The sequence below is a fragment of the Micromonospora fluostatini genome, from assembly GCF_050410825.1.
Lineage (GTDB): Bacteria > Actinomycetota > Actinomycetes > Mycobacteriales > Micromonosporaceae > Micromonospora > Micromonospora rosaria.
In genome coordinates, this window is the sequence record NZ_CP191251.1 from 1,311,533 (window position 1) to 1,326,775 (window position 15,243).

A 15,243-nucleotide genomic window follows, 5' to 3' on the forward strand; every position below is an offset into this window, starting at 1 on the left:
GAACCTGGCTCGTTGGTAGCACCGGTAACCGAACGGAACGGCGAGCAGAAGATGAACTGTAGGGGTCGGGTGGCGGCGGCCCGGTCCGGCCGCCGCGCACGGGCCCGGACGGCCGGACCGGACACGATGGACGGGCTCCTCACCCGACCGGCCTCACCCGACCGGCCTCACCCGACCGGTTGGTCGACCACCTCCGGGTCCCCGAGGGCCGCCGCGAGGTCCCGGCCCACCCGCCGCAGGGCACCGGAGCCGGCGACGGCGAAGACGAACCGGTCCGGGCGCAGCACGACCACGTCGGCCCGGTGCCGGCGCAGCCACGCGCTGATCGCACCGTCCACGTCGACGACGTCGACCCGGTCGCCGTCGCGCCCACCGGTGGCGGGCGGAACCGCCGCCCCGGCGGGATGCACCTCGACGTAGCGCACCGCCGGCCCCGACACCCCGGGCAGACCGGCCGGGAGACCGCGCCCGATCACCGCGAAGCCGTCCCCCAGCACCTCGTCGAGCAGGCGGGGCGTCGCCGACCCGCCGCCGCCGACCCGGGGCTGCGGGAACATCGTCCCGACGGCACCGTCGCGCCGGCCACCGGCCAGCAGCCCCCGCTCGTACGCCGGCACCGGCTTGAACTCGAAGTGCCGCACGAACCGGCGTACCCGGGGCACGGTCTGCGCCGCCCGCAACACGGCGTCGCGCAGCCCGGCCGCCCGCCGGCTGCGGGCCAGGAAGACTCGTCCCAGGCGGACGCTCGTCTGCGCCATCGCCGTGGTGTGCGGCCGGCGTTCCGCCTCGTACGTGTCGAGCACCGCCGGGTCGGCCGCGCCGGACAGCACCAGGGGCAGCTTCCAGGTCAGGTTCGCCGCGTCCCGCAGACCGCTGCACAGCCCCTGCCCGAGGAACGGGGGCATCTGGTGGGCGGCGTCACCCAGCAGGAACACCCGTCGCTCCCGCCACCGCTGCGCGACGAGGTGGTGGAACGTGTAGACCACCGCCCGGGTGACGGTGAACCGCGACGGGTCGACGTACGGGTCGACCAGCCCGGCGATGCGCTCCGGGCGGCTCATCTCGTCCTCGGTCTCGCCGGGCAGGAGCATGAACTCCAGCCGGTAGCTGCCCCGCGCCCCCGGGGACACGAACGCCGGCCGCCGCCAGTCGCAGACGAACGTGGTGTGCGCGCCCCGGACCCCCTCCGGCGGCACGTCGCCCGAGACGGCCAGCCACGGCTCGGCGTAGCTCGCCCCCGCCAGGGGGATCTTCACGGCGGTACGGGTGGTGCTGCGCGCCCCGTCACAGCCGAGCACGTACCGGGCCCGCACCGCGTACGACTGGCCGGTGAGCACGTCGCGCAGGGCCAGGTGCACCCGGTCGTCGTTCTGCCGCAGGCTCACCAGCTCGGTACCCGTCCGCAGCTCGACGTGCGCGAACCGGTCCAGCCCGTCGCGCAGGGCCTGCTCCAGCAGCGGCTGGTCGAAGAAGTTCAGCGGCGCGTGCCCGAAGCCGAAGTCGACCTCGTCGAAGGCGATGGTGGCGAACAGCCGGCCGGCGGCGTTGACGTAGTCGGCCCTCCTCGGCTGGTGCAGGTCGTCGACGATCCGGTCGAGCAGCCCCGCCTGCTGGTAGATGCGCAACGCCTCGTCGTCGCAGGAGAAGGCCCGGGGCTGGCCGTGTGGCGCGGTGCTGCGCTCGACCACCAGCGTGCGCACCCCGCGCAGGCCGAGCAGGTTCGCGGCGAGCGCCCCGACCGGGCCGCACCCGACCACGACGACGTCGATGTCCTGGACCGCTGTGGACGGTGGCGGCTGCGCGGTGTTCATGGTGCTCCTCGGGACGTGCGTGCCCGGTGCTGACCGGGCTCGGGCTGCTGACGGTCCCCACGACACCAGCCCGGCGTGGAGGAACCGTGGAAGCGCCGTGGAGGCCACCCGGACCACCTCCACGGCAGCCCGCAGGCCCGGTCGGCCGGGACGCGGTCAGCGGGGTTCGATGGCCTCCGCGGGGAACCGGGCCAGCAGCAGCCCGCTGCCCTGGTCGGCGGCGATCCGGGCCCCGGTGGCCAGCGCCGCCGGGTCGTCCCGGGCGATGCCGCGTACCCGGTGCAACTCGGCGGCGAAGACCGCCTCACCCAGGTCCGCCACCACCGCCAGGCCCTCCTCGGCCAGCACCGCCGCCGTCGCCGGGTCACCCGCGGCCAGATACGCCTCGGCCATCCCGCTGAACGTCACGGTCCTGGTGGCCCGCAGCCCGGGACGGTAGATCCCCTCGGCGGCGGCGCGCATCACCGGCAGCCGGTCGTGGTCACCGCCGCGGGCCGCGGCCCACTCGAGGAAGAACGTGCCGGTGGCGACGAAGTGCGGCATCCCGTTGGCCGCGCCGATCTCCCGGCACCGCTGCGCCGCCGCCCGTACCGTCGGCACGTCCCGCTCCTGCATCCCCATCCAGGCGCCGAAGAGCGCCGCGTTCGCCCGCCCGTACAGGTCGTCGAGGGCCTCGGCGAGCCGTTCGGCGTCGGCGATGTCCCGCCGCGCGGCGTCGGCGTCCCCGCGCAACGACCTGACCAGGGCGCGGAAGTTGTAGGCGGCCAGGACCGGAAGGCGGCCGACCTGCCGGTTGAGCAGCCGCAGGTCCACCGCCCGCAGCCGGTCGACCGCCACGGTGAGCCGCCGGTCGGCCGCCGGCAGCCGGCCGGTGAAGTAGTCGACCACGCCCAGCAGGTACGCGCCGGCCGCGGCGATCAGCCCGGTGCCGTCGTCCTCGGCCCGGACCAGCCGGTCGGCCAGGTCGGTGCAGACCGCGTAGTCGGCCCGGTTGGCGGCCAGCTCACCCAGCGCCCACAGCGCCGGCCGGACGTCCACCTCCGGCCCGACCAGCACCAGCAGGTCCCGGGCCCGGGAACACACCTCGTCGACGGCGTCGGCGCCCACCCCCACCGTCATCTGCAACAGGGCGGCCCGGTGCAGTTGCACGGCGAGTTCGGTCCGCGCCGCCGCCGGCGACCCGGCCGTCGCCGGGGCCAGCCCGCGCGCGGCACGCGCCAGGTGGCCGAGGGCGTTCTCGTAGGCGAACCGCCGGGTCGCGTCGTCGGCGGCGGCCAGGGACCAGCGCAGATGGTCCTCCCCGTGGCCGAGCCCGACCGCCTGTCCGTAGTGGTGGGCCAGCTCGGCGGGGGCGACGTCGCCGGCCCGCTCGTAGGCGGCGGCCAGCCGGGCGTGCAGCGCGGCGCGGCGCGGCGGCAGCAGCTCGGCGTAGGCGACCTCGGCGAACAGCGGGTGACGGAACCGCACGACCCCCGGCCCGGCCTCGGTGACCAGCTCCGCCGTGTACGCCGCGCCGAGCGCGTCGGTGACCTGGTCCGCCGGGCGGCGCAGCACGGTCGCCAGGGTGCTCGCGTCCACGTCGTGTCCGGCCACGCTGAGCAGGTCCAGGCAGTCGCGGGTCGGTGCGGGCAGCTCACCGAGGCGCAGCCGGACGGTGTCCCGGACGCTCGGCGGCAGGTCCGCGCCGGCCGGGTCGGCCCGGTACCGGAGCAGCTCGGTGATGAAGAACGGGTTCCCGCCGGTCCGGGTCACCAGGCGGTCCACCACCGGCTCGCCCGGCGGTACGCCGGTCCGCCGCCGCACCAGGTCGGCCACGGCGGCGGCGGGCAGCCCGCCCAGCCGCACCTGCCGGAAGCCCGGCCCCCGGGCCAGCTCGGCCACCGTCGCCACCAGCGTCGCCGCGTGTTCGTACGGCCGCAGCGTGGCCAGGACGAACGCCCGGGTGCCGGGGAGCACCGCCGCGAGGAAGCGCAGCAGCAGCAACGAGTCCGGGTCGGCGGCGTGCAGGTCGTCCAGGACGACGAGCAGCCCGCCCGGCGCGGCGGCGGCCCGCACCAGCTCCGCCACGGCCTCGTACGCCCGGAACCGGGCCGCCGGATCGGGCTCCGGGCCGGCGGCCAACCCGGGCAGCGGACCGTCGGCGAACCCGTCCAGCCGCCCCGCCGGGCCGGTCGGGCCGGCCTGCGGCATCGCGGTGAGCGCCCGGACGACCTGACGCCACAGCCAGAACGGCGGGGCCTGCCCGACGTCCGGGCAGCGACCCCACACCACCGGCACGCCCCGCGCCGCCGCCGTCGCGCCGACCGCCACGGCGAGGCTGGTCTTGCCGATCCCCGGCTCACCCACCACGGCGGCGATCCGGCCACCGGCGTCGCCCGCCTCGGTCAACGCCGCCCGCAGGTCGGCCAGTTCGACCCCGCGACCGACCAACGGCTCCGACGCCCCGTCGGCGCCGCCCGCCCCGGTCGCTCCCGTCGCTGCGGGCGGGGTCGCGTCGGTCGGCCCCATCGCGCCGGGTGGCTCGGGCGAGCCGGTCGGGCGGGTCGGGCGCACCGCTGGCGGCGTGCCGGTCGCGGGCGGCGGGGTGCCGGGCGCGGGTCGGAGGGCCGGCGCAGGCGGGACGGCGTGGGCCAGGATGCGGCGGTGCAGGGCGCGGATCTCGGTGCCCGGGTCGAGGCCGTACTCCCCGGCCAGCAGCCGCCGGGCCTCGTCGTAGACGGCCAGCGCCTCGGCCTGCCGGCCGGACCGGTACAGCGCCAGCATGAGCTGCGCGCGGGCCCCCTCGCGTACCGGATTGGCGGACACGAACTGACGCAACTCGGCGAGCACGGCGGCGTGCCGCCCGGCCGCGACCGCCGCGGTGAGCCGCCCCTCCTCGGCGCCGAGCCGCGACTCGGCCAGTCGACCCGCCTCGGGGCGGACCGCCGCCAGGTGCGCGGCACCGGCGAACGGATCGCCCCACCACAGGCCCAACGCCGTGTCGTAGCCCCGTTCGGCCGCCACCGCGTCCCCGGCCGCCAGCGCGCCCGCCGCCTGGTCCACCGCCCGCCGGAACCGGGCCGCGTCGACGGCCTCGGTGTCGACCCGCAACTCGTACCCCCCGGGGTGACCGCGCAGGACGCGGGCCGGCTCGCCGGGGGACCGCTGCGGCTCGACGGCCCGGCGCAGGCCCGCCACGTAGGTCCGCAGGGTCGTGGCGGCGCTGGCCGGCGGCCGACCGTCCCAGAGCGCGTCGACCAGCCAGTCGGTGCTGACGACCCGGTTCGGCCGGACCAGGAACAGCGCCAGCAGGGCACGGTGTTTGGGCCCGCCGACCGGCACCACCTGCCCGTCTCGGACGACCTCCGGTGGCCCCAGCACCCGGAACTGCACGCCACCACCACCCGGCCCGACCCTGCCGGGCCGAGTATGCCAGTCGGGCGCCACCGCCGCTGGCACGCACGCCGACCGCGCGACGCCGTCGGGTCGGTAGGGTCGTCCGCGTGGACCTGGACGACACCGCCGCCCTGCTCGGGGTACCCGTCGAGGAGGTCGACCGCGTGCACCGGCTCGCCGGTGACCGGCCGTCGGCTCCGCTGCCCGCCAGGGCCGACGCGCCGGCGCTCCTGGACCGGCTCGCGGTGCGGCCGGACGACGCGGCCGAGATCATGGCGGGCTGGCCCGACCTCGACTCTCCGTTGTGGACGCCGGAGCTGCGCTGGCTGCTGGACCGCTCGACCGCCCTGGTCCGCGCCGACCTCGGGGGCTACGGGTGGCTGCCGCCCGGTCCGGTCCTGCCGCGCGACCGGGGCCCCGCCTGGCGGCACCTCTACGTCTACGCGTACCTGGCCCTGGTCGACGTCGTCCGGGGGTACCACCGGGACCACGGCGTCGCCGACGCGGTCTCCTGGGCGACCCTCGCGGACCTGGGCCGCAACCTCGCGGTCGACCGGCGGATGCGCGGTGAGGGCTGGCCGGTCATGCAGAGCTGGCTGACGCTGCACGCGCGCGGCGGCGTCTACCAGTTGGGCCGGTTGCAGCACCAGCGCGGCGACACCGCCGTCAACCTGCACATCCCCGAGGCGGGGCCGTTGACCCCGGACGCGGTCGACGCGTCACTCGACGCGGCCCGTGCCTTCTTCCCGCGCCACTTTCCGGCGGAGCGCCACCCGGCGTTCTCCTGCGGCTCGTGGCTGCTCGACCCGCAGTTGCTGGAGTACCTGCCCGAGGACTCGAACATCGTCCGGTTCCAGCGGCGGTTCGAGCTGGAGCCCTACGAGGAGCCGGAAGGAATCGACGCCGACGTCGAGGTGCTGCGGTTCGTCTTCCGTACCCTGAGCACGCCGCTCGACCGCCTGCCACGTCGTACCGTGCTCCAGCGCGCGGTCGTCGACCACCTGCGGGCCGGGCGTCACTGGTACTGGCGCCGGGGCCGTTTCCCGCTCTAGTACTCCAACGTCACTTGGCCTGTCTGCGCTGGTAGTGGGATCGGCGGGCTCGGGCTTGGGATGTGCGTCGCCAGATTGACCAGTGCAGTGTGTGTTCTGGCGGGAGCGATGCGGCGAGGATGAAGGCGTTGAGGAGGCGGCGGATCTCGGCGACGGTCAGCGCGATGATCTCCGGGTCGGTGTCGGGCTGCTGGGCGGCGAGGATGGTCAGGACGGCCAGGGCGAGCATGGCCAGGGTGATGAACCGGTGCCAGCCGGTCCAGCCGCGGACCTGGTAGTGGTCCAGGCCGACCTGGCCTTTGCCGGTCTGGAACAGCTCCTCGATGCTCCAGCGGGAGCCGGCGACGGTCACGAGGGTGTGCAGCGGCACCGGTTGGGGTGACCAGCACAGGTAGAAGGCCAGCTCGCCGGTGGTGCGGTTGCGGCGGATCAGCAGCCACCGGTGTTCACCGGGCTGGGTGGCGGTGGTGATCCAGGCCCACAGGTAGTCGCGTGGTCCTTTCGCTCCGGGTCCGCAGCTGTGCAGCTGCCACTCGGCGGTGGGGATCCGCTCGGCGAGGTCGTCGACGCGGATCAGGGTGCGGCCGTCGTTGACGTGCACGCGTCGGTCGCAGCCGACCGCGAGGACGTAGCCGATCCCGCGATGTTCCAGGTTGTCGCGGAGGGCGGGGTCGGCGCCGTAGACCTCGTCCCCGGTCACCCATGCGAACGGGACTCCGGCATCCAACGCGGCGGCGATCATCTGCCGGGCCAGAGCGGGCTTCGTGGCGAACTCGACGTCGTCCGGGACCCCGGCGGCGGCGAGGCGGTCGGGCTGGTCGCACCAGGTCGTCTCGGGTAGGTAGAGCCGGCGGTCGATCATCGCCCGGCCGGCAGGTGTCACGTAGGCCAGGAACACTGCGACCTGACTGTTCTCGATCCGGCCGGCGGTGCCGGTGTACTGCCGCTGCACCCCGACCGAGCACACGCCCTTCTTCAAGAACCCGGTCTCGTCGGTCACCAGCACCGCGTCGGGATGGCCGAGCTGCTCGATCAGCCACTCACGCAGGTCATCGCGGACGGCGTCGGCGTCCCACACCGCCGTGCGCAGCAGCCGCTGCATCGCCTGTGGATCCCCGTGACCCGCCCGCTCCGCAAGCGACCAGCAGGTCTTTCGTTCGGCCTCCGACAGCAGCCCTGCTACGAACTGCCCGGCCGTCGCCCGCGGCTCGGCCCGCACGAACCGGCCCGCGACACGCCTCATCGCCTCGTCCAGGATGACCCGCCACCCGGCGGGGTCTACGCTGTGGCCCGCGGCCACCGCACGATCTTCGATTGTCCTCACAAACCATCGATGATCAACGCGGTGGCCGTCCTCATGCCTACGCCACGCCCAACGCCGAAGCCAAGTGACGTTGGAGTACTAGCCACCCCTTCGGGCAGCCGCAGTCGGCCACCACCATGGTGGTCGCTGTGACCCCGGGACACCGGATACCATCGCGCGATGGATCTGCGCGGAACGATCAGCCCCGACCGGCCGCTCCTGGTGCTCGCCCTCGCGGAGGAGGCCGCGTACCTCGATCCGGACCTGCCGGTGCTGCTCACCGGGATGGGGAAGGTCAACGCCACGATCGCGCTCGCCGCAACCCTGGCCCGGGGGCCGCTGCCCGCCTCGGTGGTCAACCTCGGCACCGCCGGCGCCCTGCACACCGGCTGGACCGGCACCCACGAGGTGGGCCGGGTCCTGCAACACGACCTGGACTCGGCGGTCCTGCACGCGTTGACCGGCCAGGTCGTCGGCGCTCCGCTGACCCTGGCCGGCACCGGCCCGGTGCTGGCCACCGGCGACCAGTTCATCGCCGACGAGCAGGCCCGGGCCCGGCTCGCCGAGGACGCCCACCTGGTCGACATGGAGGGGTACGCGCTGGCCGCGACCGCGCAGCGGTTCGGGCTGCCGATCCGGCTGGTCAAGCACGTCAGCGACGGGGCGGGCGAGGGAGCGGGCCACACCTGGCAGGAGTCGGTGGACGGCTGCGCCAAGATCCTCGCCCAGTGGGCCCGGGACAACCTCTGACGGTCCCGCGTCGTCGCCGACGGCCCACCCGGGCGCGGGCCGCGGAGGGGATCGCGGCAGCGCCTTCCACGACGCGCGGCGGACGGTCGCGTGGTTGACTAGAGGTGGATATTCGGACGTCCAGCCCGAAACAGGAGTTCCCCGTGCGGACCCGCCCGTCGTCACCCGACTCGCAACTCGTCCTCGACGAGGTCACCAAGCGCTACCCCGAGCGGGTCGTCCTGGAGCGGGTGTCGCTCACCGTCAAGCCGGGGGAACGGGTCGGTGTCATCGGCGAGAACGGTTCGGGCAAGTCCACCCTGCTCCGGCTCATCGCCGGGCTGGAGACACCGGACGGCGGGCACCTGACGGTCTCCGCGCCCGGCGGCACCGGGTACCTCGCGCAGCGGCTGCGGCTGCCGCCCGGTGGCGGCACCGTGCGGGACGTGGTGGACCACGCGCTGGCCGACCTGCGGCAGATGGAGGCGCGGCTGCGGGCCGCCGAGGCGACCCTCGCCGCCGCGACCGCCGAGCAGCTGGACGAGTACGGCACGCTGCTCACCGAGTTCGAGGCACGCGGCGGCTACGCGGCCGACGCCCGGGTGGACGCCGCCCTGCACGGCCTCGGCCTGCCCGACCTCGACCGGGACCGGGCGGTCGACACCCTCTCCGGCGGGGAACGGTCCCGGCTCGCCCTCGCGGCCACCCTGGCCGCCGCGCCGGAACTGCTGCTGCTCGACGAGCCCACCAACGACCTCGACACCGAGGCCGTCGAGTGGCTGGAGGAGCACCTGCGCACGCACCGGGGCACGGTGGTGGTGGTCACCCACGACCGGATGTTCCTGGAGGCGGTCACCCCCACCATCATCGAGGTCGACGCCGACACCCGGACGGTGCACCGGTACGGGGACGGCTACGCCAACTACCTGCGGGCCAAGGCCGCCGCCCGGGCCGCCGGGGAGCGCGCGTACACGGACTGGCTGGCCGAGATCGACCGGCAGACCGACCTCGCGGAGCGGGCCGGCGAGATGCTCCGGTCGATCTCCCGCAAGGGCCCGGCGGCGTTCAGCGGGGCCGGCGCGCACCGGTCCCGGTCCTCGTCGACGGCGACCTCCCGCAAGGCCCGCAACGCCAACGAACGGCTGCGCCGCCTCCGGGAGGAGCCGGTTGCGCGCCCCGCCGACCCGTTGCGGTTCACCGCGTCCGTCACGGCGGGCCCGGCGGACGCCGACACCCCCTGCGCCCAGTTGACCGACGTGCGCGTCGGCGACCGGCTGCACGTTGCCGACCTGGTCGTCGGCCGGTCCGAGCGGCTGCTGGTCACCGGCCGCAACGGGGCGGGCAAGAGCACGCTGATGCGGGTGCTCGCCGGTGAACTCGTCCCGGACGGCGGGCAGGTGCGGCTTCCGGCCCGGGTCGGTCACCTGCGCCAGGACGTGACGGCGGAGCAGCCGGGGCGCACCCTGCTGGAGGCGTTCGCGGCGGGCCGCCCGGGGCACTCCGACGAGCACGCCGAGAGCCTCCTCGCGCTCGGCCTGTTCCGCCCGGACGACCTGGGGATGCCGGTCGGGACGCTCTCCGTCGGGCAGCGCCGCCGGATCGACCTGGCCCGCCTGGTCACCCGCCCGGCCGACCTGCTGCTGCTGGACGAGCCCACCAACCACTTCGCCCCGCTGCTCGTCGAGGAGCTGGAGCGGGCGTTGGACGACTACGCCGGGGCGCTGGTCGTGGTGACGCACGACCGCCGGATGCGCAGCACCTTCACCGGGACCCGCCTGGAGCTGCGCGAGGGGGCGGTCGCCGGCTCCACCCGGGTCTGACGGGCCGGGCGCGAGGGGGCCTCAGCCGCCGACGCCGCCGGGCCGCACCGGGGTCAGCGCCGTGAGCGCGGCGGTGACCCGCCCGCAGACCGCGTCGATCTGGTTGTTCAGGTAGAAGTGCCCGCCGGGGTAGGTGTGGACCACCGACGTCGCCGTCGTCACCTCGGCCCACGCCGCCGCCTCCCCGGCGGTGACGTTGGGGTCGGTGTCCCCGGTGAGCACGGTGACCGGGCAGCGCAGCAGCGGCCCGGGGCGGTAGTCGTAGGTCGCCGCCGCCCGGTAGTCGTTGCGGATCGCCGGAAGGACCATCTGCAGCAGTTCCTCGTCGGCCAGCAGGCTGGAGTCGGTGCCCTCCAGCCGGCGGATCTCCGCGATCAGCTCGTCGTCGGCGTGGTAGTACCGGTCGCGGCGGGGGGTGGCCGGGCCGCGCCGGCCGGAGGCGAAGAAGTGGACCAGCCGGTCGGCGGCGGCGGGTGGGAGCCGCCGACCGACCTCGAAGGCGACCGTGGCGCCCATGCTGTGCCCGAAGAAGGCGATCGGCCGGTCCGCCGCAGCGACCAGGGTGGGCAGCAGCCGCTCCACGAGGGCGTCGATGGAGTCGACGAAGGGCTCGTCGCGGCGGTCCTGCCGGCCCGGGTACTGGATCGCCGCCACGTCCACGGTGGCCGGCAGCCGGCGCGCGAACGGCAGGTACGCGCTGGCCGCGCCACCGGCGTGCGGGAAGCAGAACAGCCGGACGGCGGGGTCGTCGACCGGCCGGTAACGACGCAGCCAGAGCTCGGGTGAATCGGCGGACCGGGACATGACGGTGGACGCTCCTCGGCTTCCTCGACGGTGCGGTGCTCAGGTGGTCGGTGGCCCGGTGGGCGCGGCCCGGCTCACCGCGGGGACGACGCGACCCCGACCTCCGCGTCCAGGTCGGTCAGGATGGCGCGGACCGCGGAGACCACCACCTCGACGCTCTCGTCGGGCAGGTGGGGGCCGATCGGCAGGCTCAGGACCTCCTCGGCGAGGCGTTCGCTGAGCGGCAACGGGCCGGCCCGGCGGACCGCCTCGGTGTCCCGGTACGCGCCGGAGCGGTGCACCGGGGTCGGGTAGTGCACCAGCGTCTCCACCCCGGCCTCGGCCAGCCGGTCCCGCAGCAGCTCACGGTGCCGGGTCCGGACCACGTACAGGTGCCACGCGGAGGTGGCCCAGGGCGCGACGGTGGGCAGGACGAGGTCGGGCAGCCCGCTCAGCGCCTCCGTGTACCGCCGGGCCACCCGGTCCCGTCGCGCGGTCCACTCGTCCAGGTACGGCAGCTTGGCCCGCAGCACCGCCGCCTGGAACTCGTCCAGCCGCGAGTTGCCGCCCTGCACCTGGTGTTCGTACTTGCGCGCGGAGCCGTAGTTGCGCAGCAGCCGGACCCGCTCGGCGACCTGCGCGTCGTCGGTGACCACGGCCCCGCCGTCGCCCAGCGCGCCGAGGTTCTTCGCCGGGTAGAAGCTGAACGCGACCACCCCGCCGGCGCCGATCGGCCGCCCCCGGTAGGTGGCGGCGTGGGCCTGCGCCGCGTCCTCCACCACCGGTACGCCGTGCCGGTCGGCGACCGCCCGCACCGCGTCCAGGTCGACCGGGTGCCCGTAGAGGTGCACGACGAGCACCGCCTTGACCTGCGGGGTGAGCGCGTCCGCCAACCGCTGCGGGCAGATGCCGAAGTCGGACTCGCCCGGCTCCACCGGCACGGGCCGGGCGCCGGTGGCCGACACCGCCAGCCACGTCGCGATGAACGTGTGCGCCGGCACGACCACCTCGTCACCCGGCCCGACGCCGAGCGCCCGCAGGGCCAGCACCAGCGCGTCCAGCCCGCTGCCCACCCCGACGCAGTGCCGCGCCGTGCAGTACGCCGCGAACTCCGTCTCGAACGCCGCCAGCTCCGGACCGAGCAGGTAGCGGCCCGACGCGGACACCCGGGCGTACGCCGCGTCCAGGTCGGCCCGTACCTCGGCGTTGGCCGCACCCAGGTCCAGGAAGGGAACGTCCACTGTCACCTCGGGTTCCGTGCGTGGGGGGCGGGGGCAGGTCAGCGGGCCGGCGGCGATCAGCCGCGGACCACCCGGACGGGCAGGCGCCGCGCGGTGAGCTGGTCCGGGTCGTAGAACTCGACCCCGTCGTGCTCGATGCTGAACTCGCTGAACTCGTCGAGGACCTGGTTGAGGAAGACCTTGGCCTCCTGCCGGGCCAGGAACGCGCCCAGGCAGTGGTGGATGCCGTAGCCGAAGGCCAGGTGCTTGTTCGACTCGCGCCGGATGTCGAAGGTGTCCGGGTCCGTGAACACCTCGGTGTCGCGGTTCGCGGAGGCGATCCAGGCGATCACCATCTGCCCCTTGCGCATCGGCTGGCCGAAGATCTCGGTGTCCTGGGCGAGCAGCCGGAAGATGCAGTTGAAGGGGGAGCGCCAGCGCAGGGTCTCCTCGACCACACCGGGGACGAGGCTGCGGTCGGCGCGGACGGCCGCCAGCGCCTCCGGGTGCTCCTCCAGCACCAGGAAGAGGTTGCTGAGCAGCGTGGCGCTGGAGATGTGCCCGGCGGTGAGCAGCAGCGCCACGATGTTGACCACCTCCTCGTCGGTCAGCTTGCGGCCCTCGACCTCCACCGCCAGCAGCCCGCTCATCAGGTCGTCCTGCGGCCGGGCCCGCTTCTCGGCGATCTGGGCGTACAGGAACTCCGACCACTCCGCGATGGCCGGGCCGACCGTCTCGGTGAAGTCGTCCGGGAGGTTCGGGTACTCCAGGCCCTCGTTGCTGAGGATGATGTCGACCCACTCGCGGAACTTCTCGTGGTCCTCGTTCGGGATGCCCAGCATGTCGGCGATGACCGTCACCGGCAGCGGGTACGCGAGGTCGGCGGCGATGTCGATCCGCTCCTGGCCGCGTACCTGCTCGAGGATGTCGGCGGTGATCGTCTCGATCCGCGCCTCCATCTGGGCGATCCGCCGGGGGGTGAACGCCTGGCTCACCAGTTTGCGCATCGGGCCGTGCCGGGGCGGGTCGATGCCGCCGATGGTGCCCGGCCCCATCAGCAGGGCCAGCTCCGGCGGCACCGGGAAGGCCGGGCTGAAGTCCGAGGAGAAGATCAGCGGGTTGGTGGTGACGGTCAGGTAGTCCCGGTAGTTGAACACGTGCCAGGCCTGCCGGTTCTCGTCCCAGGAGACGGGCCAGTGCTCCCGCATGTACGCGAACCAGTCCAGCAGCCCCTGGGCGTCCGCGCCCTTGGGCAGGTCGAGTGGTGGTGCCGGTGCGTTGTCCGTCTGCGTCATGGTGTCCTCTCATCTCCTCGGTGCTCGTGGCCCTCGGGGCCGGGGGTGGGCAGGACCGGGTGCGCGACGGACCGCCGGGGCAGGGAGGTAATCGTCGGAGGTCGAACCCTCCCGCGTCATCCTTGCCAGGATCCGACGTTCTGGCAATAGCGGGTCGCCGGGATCGGCGGGACGCACCGATTGTGGCGACGATTTTCGGAACGGTGGTGGGCGCGGAACCGAATCGAACCAGCCATGGCGGGAGCGAAGTGTGCGATGTGTGCCATTGCGGTCGATGTGCGGGTGCCGAACCGTGAAGTCAGGACTGCGGCTGTCGGGGGGAGGGCATGCCGAGAACTGCTCCGTGGCACCGGAAGTTACGGACCGGGGGGCGGGAGCCGCAAGGTCGGACTTGACATAGTGCCGTCTCCAACGCTGGGAGCACGCCTGAAGGAGATCGACTGTAGCGATTGTCACAGACAGTTCGATCAGTTCAATTGCGGGACTTGACATAGTCTTCTGTGATCCCGTGACAACGCGTCGTAGGCTCCTGTTGGGTGAATCGCGAAAGGGGCGGGCTGTCGGGGGAGGGAACTTGTCAAGATCGGTACAGGACGGCCCCTTTCTGGAGGAGAAGCTGCCATGGAGTGTCCCGTAACGGCCGGATCCTCACGGTTCTACCCCTTCAGTGACCGTGCCGACCTCACTGTCGATCCCACCTACGGCGAACTGCGCTCGAAGGAGCCGGTCGCCCGCGTCCGCATGCCCTACGGCGGCGGGGACGCCTGGCTGGTCACCCGGCACGCCGACGCCAAGAAGGCGCTCTCCGACCCCCGGCTCAGCATCGCCGCCGGCGCCGGCCGGGACGTGCCCCGCGCCTCCCCCCGCATCCAGGAGGCGGAGGGGCTGATGGGCATGCCCCCCGAGGCGCACGCCCGGCTGCGCCGCCTCGTCGGCACCGCGTTCACCCCGAAACGCGTCCGGGACATCGCCCCCCGGGTCGCCGAGATCGCCGACCGGCTCGTCGACGAGGTGATCGAGACCGGCCCGCCCGCGGACCTCGTGCGCCAGATCGCCCTCCCCGTGCCGGTCACGATCATCTGCGAGATGATGGGGGTGGCCACCGAGGAGCAGCCCATCTTCCGGGCCTTCAGCGACGCCCTGATGTCGAGCACCCGCTACACCGACGACGAGGTGGACCAGGCCGTCCAGGAGTTCATCGCGTACCTCGGTGGCCTGCTCGCGCACCGCCGCGCCAACCGCACCGACGACCTCATCGGCGCGCTGATCGAGGCCCGCGACGACGGCGACCGGCTCAGCGAGGAAGAGCTGATCATGCTCACCGGCGGCCTCCTCGTCGGCGGCCACGAGACCACCGCCAGTCAGATCGCCTCGCACCTGTTCGTCCTGCTGCGCGACCGGACCCGGTACGAGACCCTGTGCGCCCGGCCCGAGCTGATCCCCACGGCCGTCGAGGAGCTGCTCCGCGTCGCCCCGATGTGGGCCACCGTGGGGCCCACCCGCATCGCCACCGAGGACCTGGAACTCAACGGGACCGCCATCCGTGCCGGCGACGCCGTGATCTTCTCCTTGAGCTCCGCCAACCTCGACGAGGACGCCTTCCCGGACGCCGCCGACGTCGTCCTCGACCGCGAGCCCAACCCGCACATCGCGTTCGGACACGGCCCGCATTTCTGCATCGGGGCCAGCCTCGCCCGACTGGAGATCCAGGCCACCATCGGAGCGCTGGTCAGACGACTCCCCGGCCTCCGCCTCGCCGTCGAGGAGAACGAACTCGAATGGCAACGGGGGATGATGGTACGTAGCCTCGTGGCCCTACCGGTGACGTGGTGATCCAGCTCCACGACCAGTTCAG

General features: G+C 74.1%; 10 protein-coding genes. 4 read left to right on the forward strand and 6 right to left on the reverse strand.

Annotation, left to right across the window (positions count from 1 at the left end; all coding sequences use genetic code 11):
• Nucleotides 1–167: 167 nt before the first annotated feature.
• Nucleotides 168–1,811: a bifunctional 3-(3-hydroxy-phenyl)propionate/3-hydroxycinnamic acid hydroxylase gene (locus ACQUFX_RS05750; protein WP_428964984.1), complete on the reverse strand. Its 1,644-nt coding sequence runs from the start codon at nucleotides 1,809–1,811 to the stop codon at nucleotides 168–170.
• A 156-nt stretch (nucleotides 1,812–1,967) separates the two neighbouring features.
• Complete coding sequence (locus ACQUFX_RS05755; RefSeq protein ID WP_428964985.1) at nucleotides 1,968–5,183, reverse strand: BTAD domain-containing putative transcriptional regulator; 3,216 nt, start codon at nucleotides 5,181–5,183, stop codon at nucleotides 1,968–1,970.
• Nucleotides 5,184–5,293: 110 nt separating this feature from the next.
• Here ACQUFX_RS05755 and ACQUFX_RS05760 point away from each other — a divergent pair, with 110 nt between their 5' ends.
• The gene (locus tag ACQUFX_RS05760; protein ID WP_428964986.1) at nucleotides 5,294–6,238 is read left to right on the forward strand and encodes an acyltransferase domain-containing protein; all 945 of its coding nucleotides are present in this window, start codon (nucleotides 5,294–5,296) and stop codon (nucleotides 6,236–6,238) included.
• A 10-nt stretch (nucleotides 6,239–6,248) separates the two neighbouring features.
• On the opposite strand, the gene ACQUFX_RS05765 is transcribed toward ACQUFX_RS05760, so the two are convergent.
• A complete protein-coding gene (locus tag ACQUFX_RS05765; RefSeq protein ID WP_428964987.1) occupies nucleotides 6,249–7,481 on the reverse strand; it encodes an IS701 family transposase in 1,233 nt (410 codons plus the stop codon).
• Between the two features lie 240 nt (nucleotides 7,482–7,721).
• Between ACQUFX_RS05765 and ACQUFX_RS05770 the strand changes: the two genes are divergently transcribed.
• Together ACQUFX_RS05770 and abc-f are read left to right on the forward strand one after the other, a co-directional pair.
• Nucleotides 7,722–8,291, forward strand: a complete 570-nt coding sequence (locus tag ACQUFX_RS05770) for a nucleosidase (RefSeq protein WP_428964988.1) — start codon at nucleotides 7,722–7,724, stop codon at nucleotides 8,289–8,291.
• 143 nt (nucleotides 8,292–8,434) lie between these two features.
• Nucleotides 8,435–10,090 (forward strand): ribosomal protection-like ABC-F family protein, encoded by a 1,656-nt coding sequence (abc-f, locus tag ACQUFX_RS05775; protein ID WP_428964989.1) that lies wholly within the window; start codon nucleotides 8,435–8,437, stop codon nucleotides 10,088–10,090.
• A gap of 21 nt (nucleotides 10,091–10,111) precedes the next feature.
• Here the strand turns inward: abc-f and ACQUFX_RS05780 are convergent, their stop codons facing one another.
• The 3 genes from ACQUFX_RS05780 to ACQUFX_RS05790 form a co-directional block, all read right to left on the reverse strand.
• Nucleotides 10,112–10,894: a thioesterase II family protein gene (locus ACQUFX_RS05780; protein ID WP_428964990.1), complete on the reverse strand. Its 783-nt coding sequence runs from the start codon at nucleotides 10,892–10,894 to the stop codon at nucleotides 10,112–10,114.
• A 74-nt stretch (nucleotides 10,895–10,968) separates the two neighbouring features.
• Entirely contained in the window at nucleotides 10,969–12,120 is a 1,152-nt protein-coding gene (locus ACQUFX_RS05785; protein WP_428964991.1) for a DegT/DnrJ/EryC1/StrS family aminotransferase, read from the reverse strand.
• Nucleotides 12,121–12,170: 50 nt separating this feature from the next.
• The gene (locus tag ACQUFX_RS05790; protein WP_428964992.1) at nucleotides 12,171–13,388 is read right to left on the reverse strand and encodes a cytochrome P450; all 1,218 of its coding nucleotides are present in this window, start codon (nucleotides 13,386–13,388) and stop codon (nucleotides 12,171–12,173) included.
• A 621-nt stretch (nucleotides 13,389–14,009) separates the two neighbouring features.
• Between ACQUFX_RS05790 and ACQUFX_RS05795 the strand changes: the two genes are divergently transcribed.
• Nucleotides 14,010–15,221, forward strand: a complete 1,212-nt coding sequence (locus tag ACQUFX_RS05795; protein ID WP_428964993.1) for a cytochrome P450 — start codon at nucleotides 14,010–14,012, stop codon at nucleotides 15,219–15,221.
• Nucleotides 15,222–15,243 lie beyond the last annotated feature (22 nt).

Bases quoted from the DNA above. Each gene is read 5' to 3' on its own strand.
- ACQUFX_RS05780 (WP_428964990.1), bottom strand. From the start codon at position 10,894: ATGTCCCGGTCCGCCGATTCACCCGAGCTCTGGCTGCGTCGTTACCGG.
- ACQUFX_RS05790 (WP_428964992.1), bottom strand. From the start codon at position 13,388: ATGACGCAGACGGACAACGCACCGGCACCACCACTCGACCTGCCCAAG.
- ACQUFX_RS05770 (WP_428964988.1), top strand. From the start codon at position 7,722: ATGGATCTGCGCGGAACGATCAGCCCCGACCGGCCGCTCCTGGTGCTC.
- ACQUFX_RS05765 (WP_428964987.1), bottom strand. From the start codon at position 7,481: ATGAGGCGTGTCGCGGGCCGGTTCGTGCGGGCCGAGCCGCGGGCGACG.
- ACQUFX_RS05795 (WP_428964993.1), top strand. From the start codon at position 14,010: ATGGAGTGTCCCGTAACGGCCGGATCCTCACGGTTCTACCCCTTCAGT.
- ACQUFX_RS05750 (WP_428964984.1), bottom strand. From the start codon at position 1,811: ATGAACACCGCGCAGCCGCCACCGTCCACAGCGGTCCAGGACATCGAC.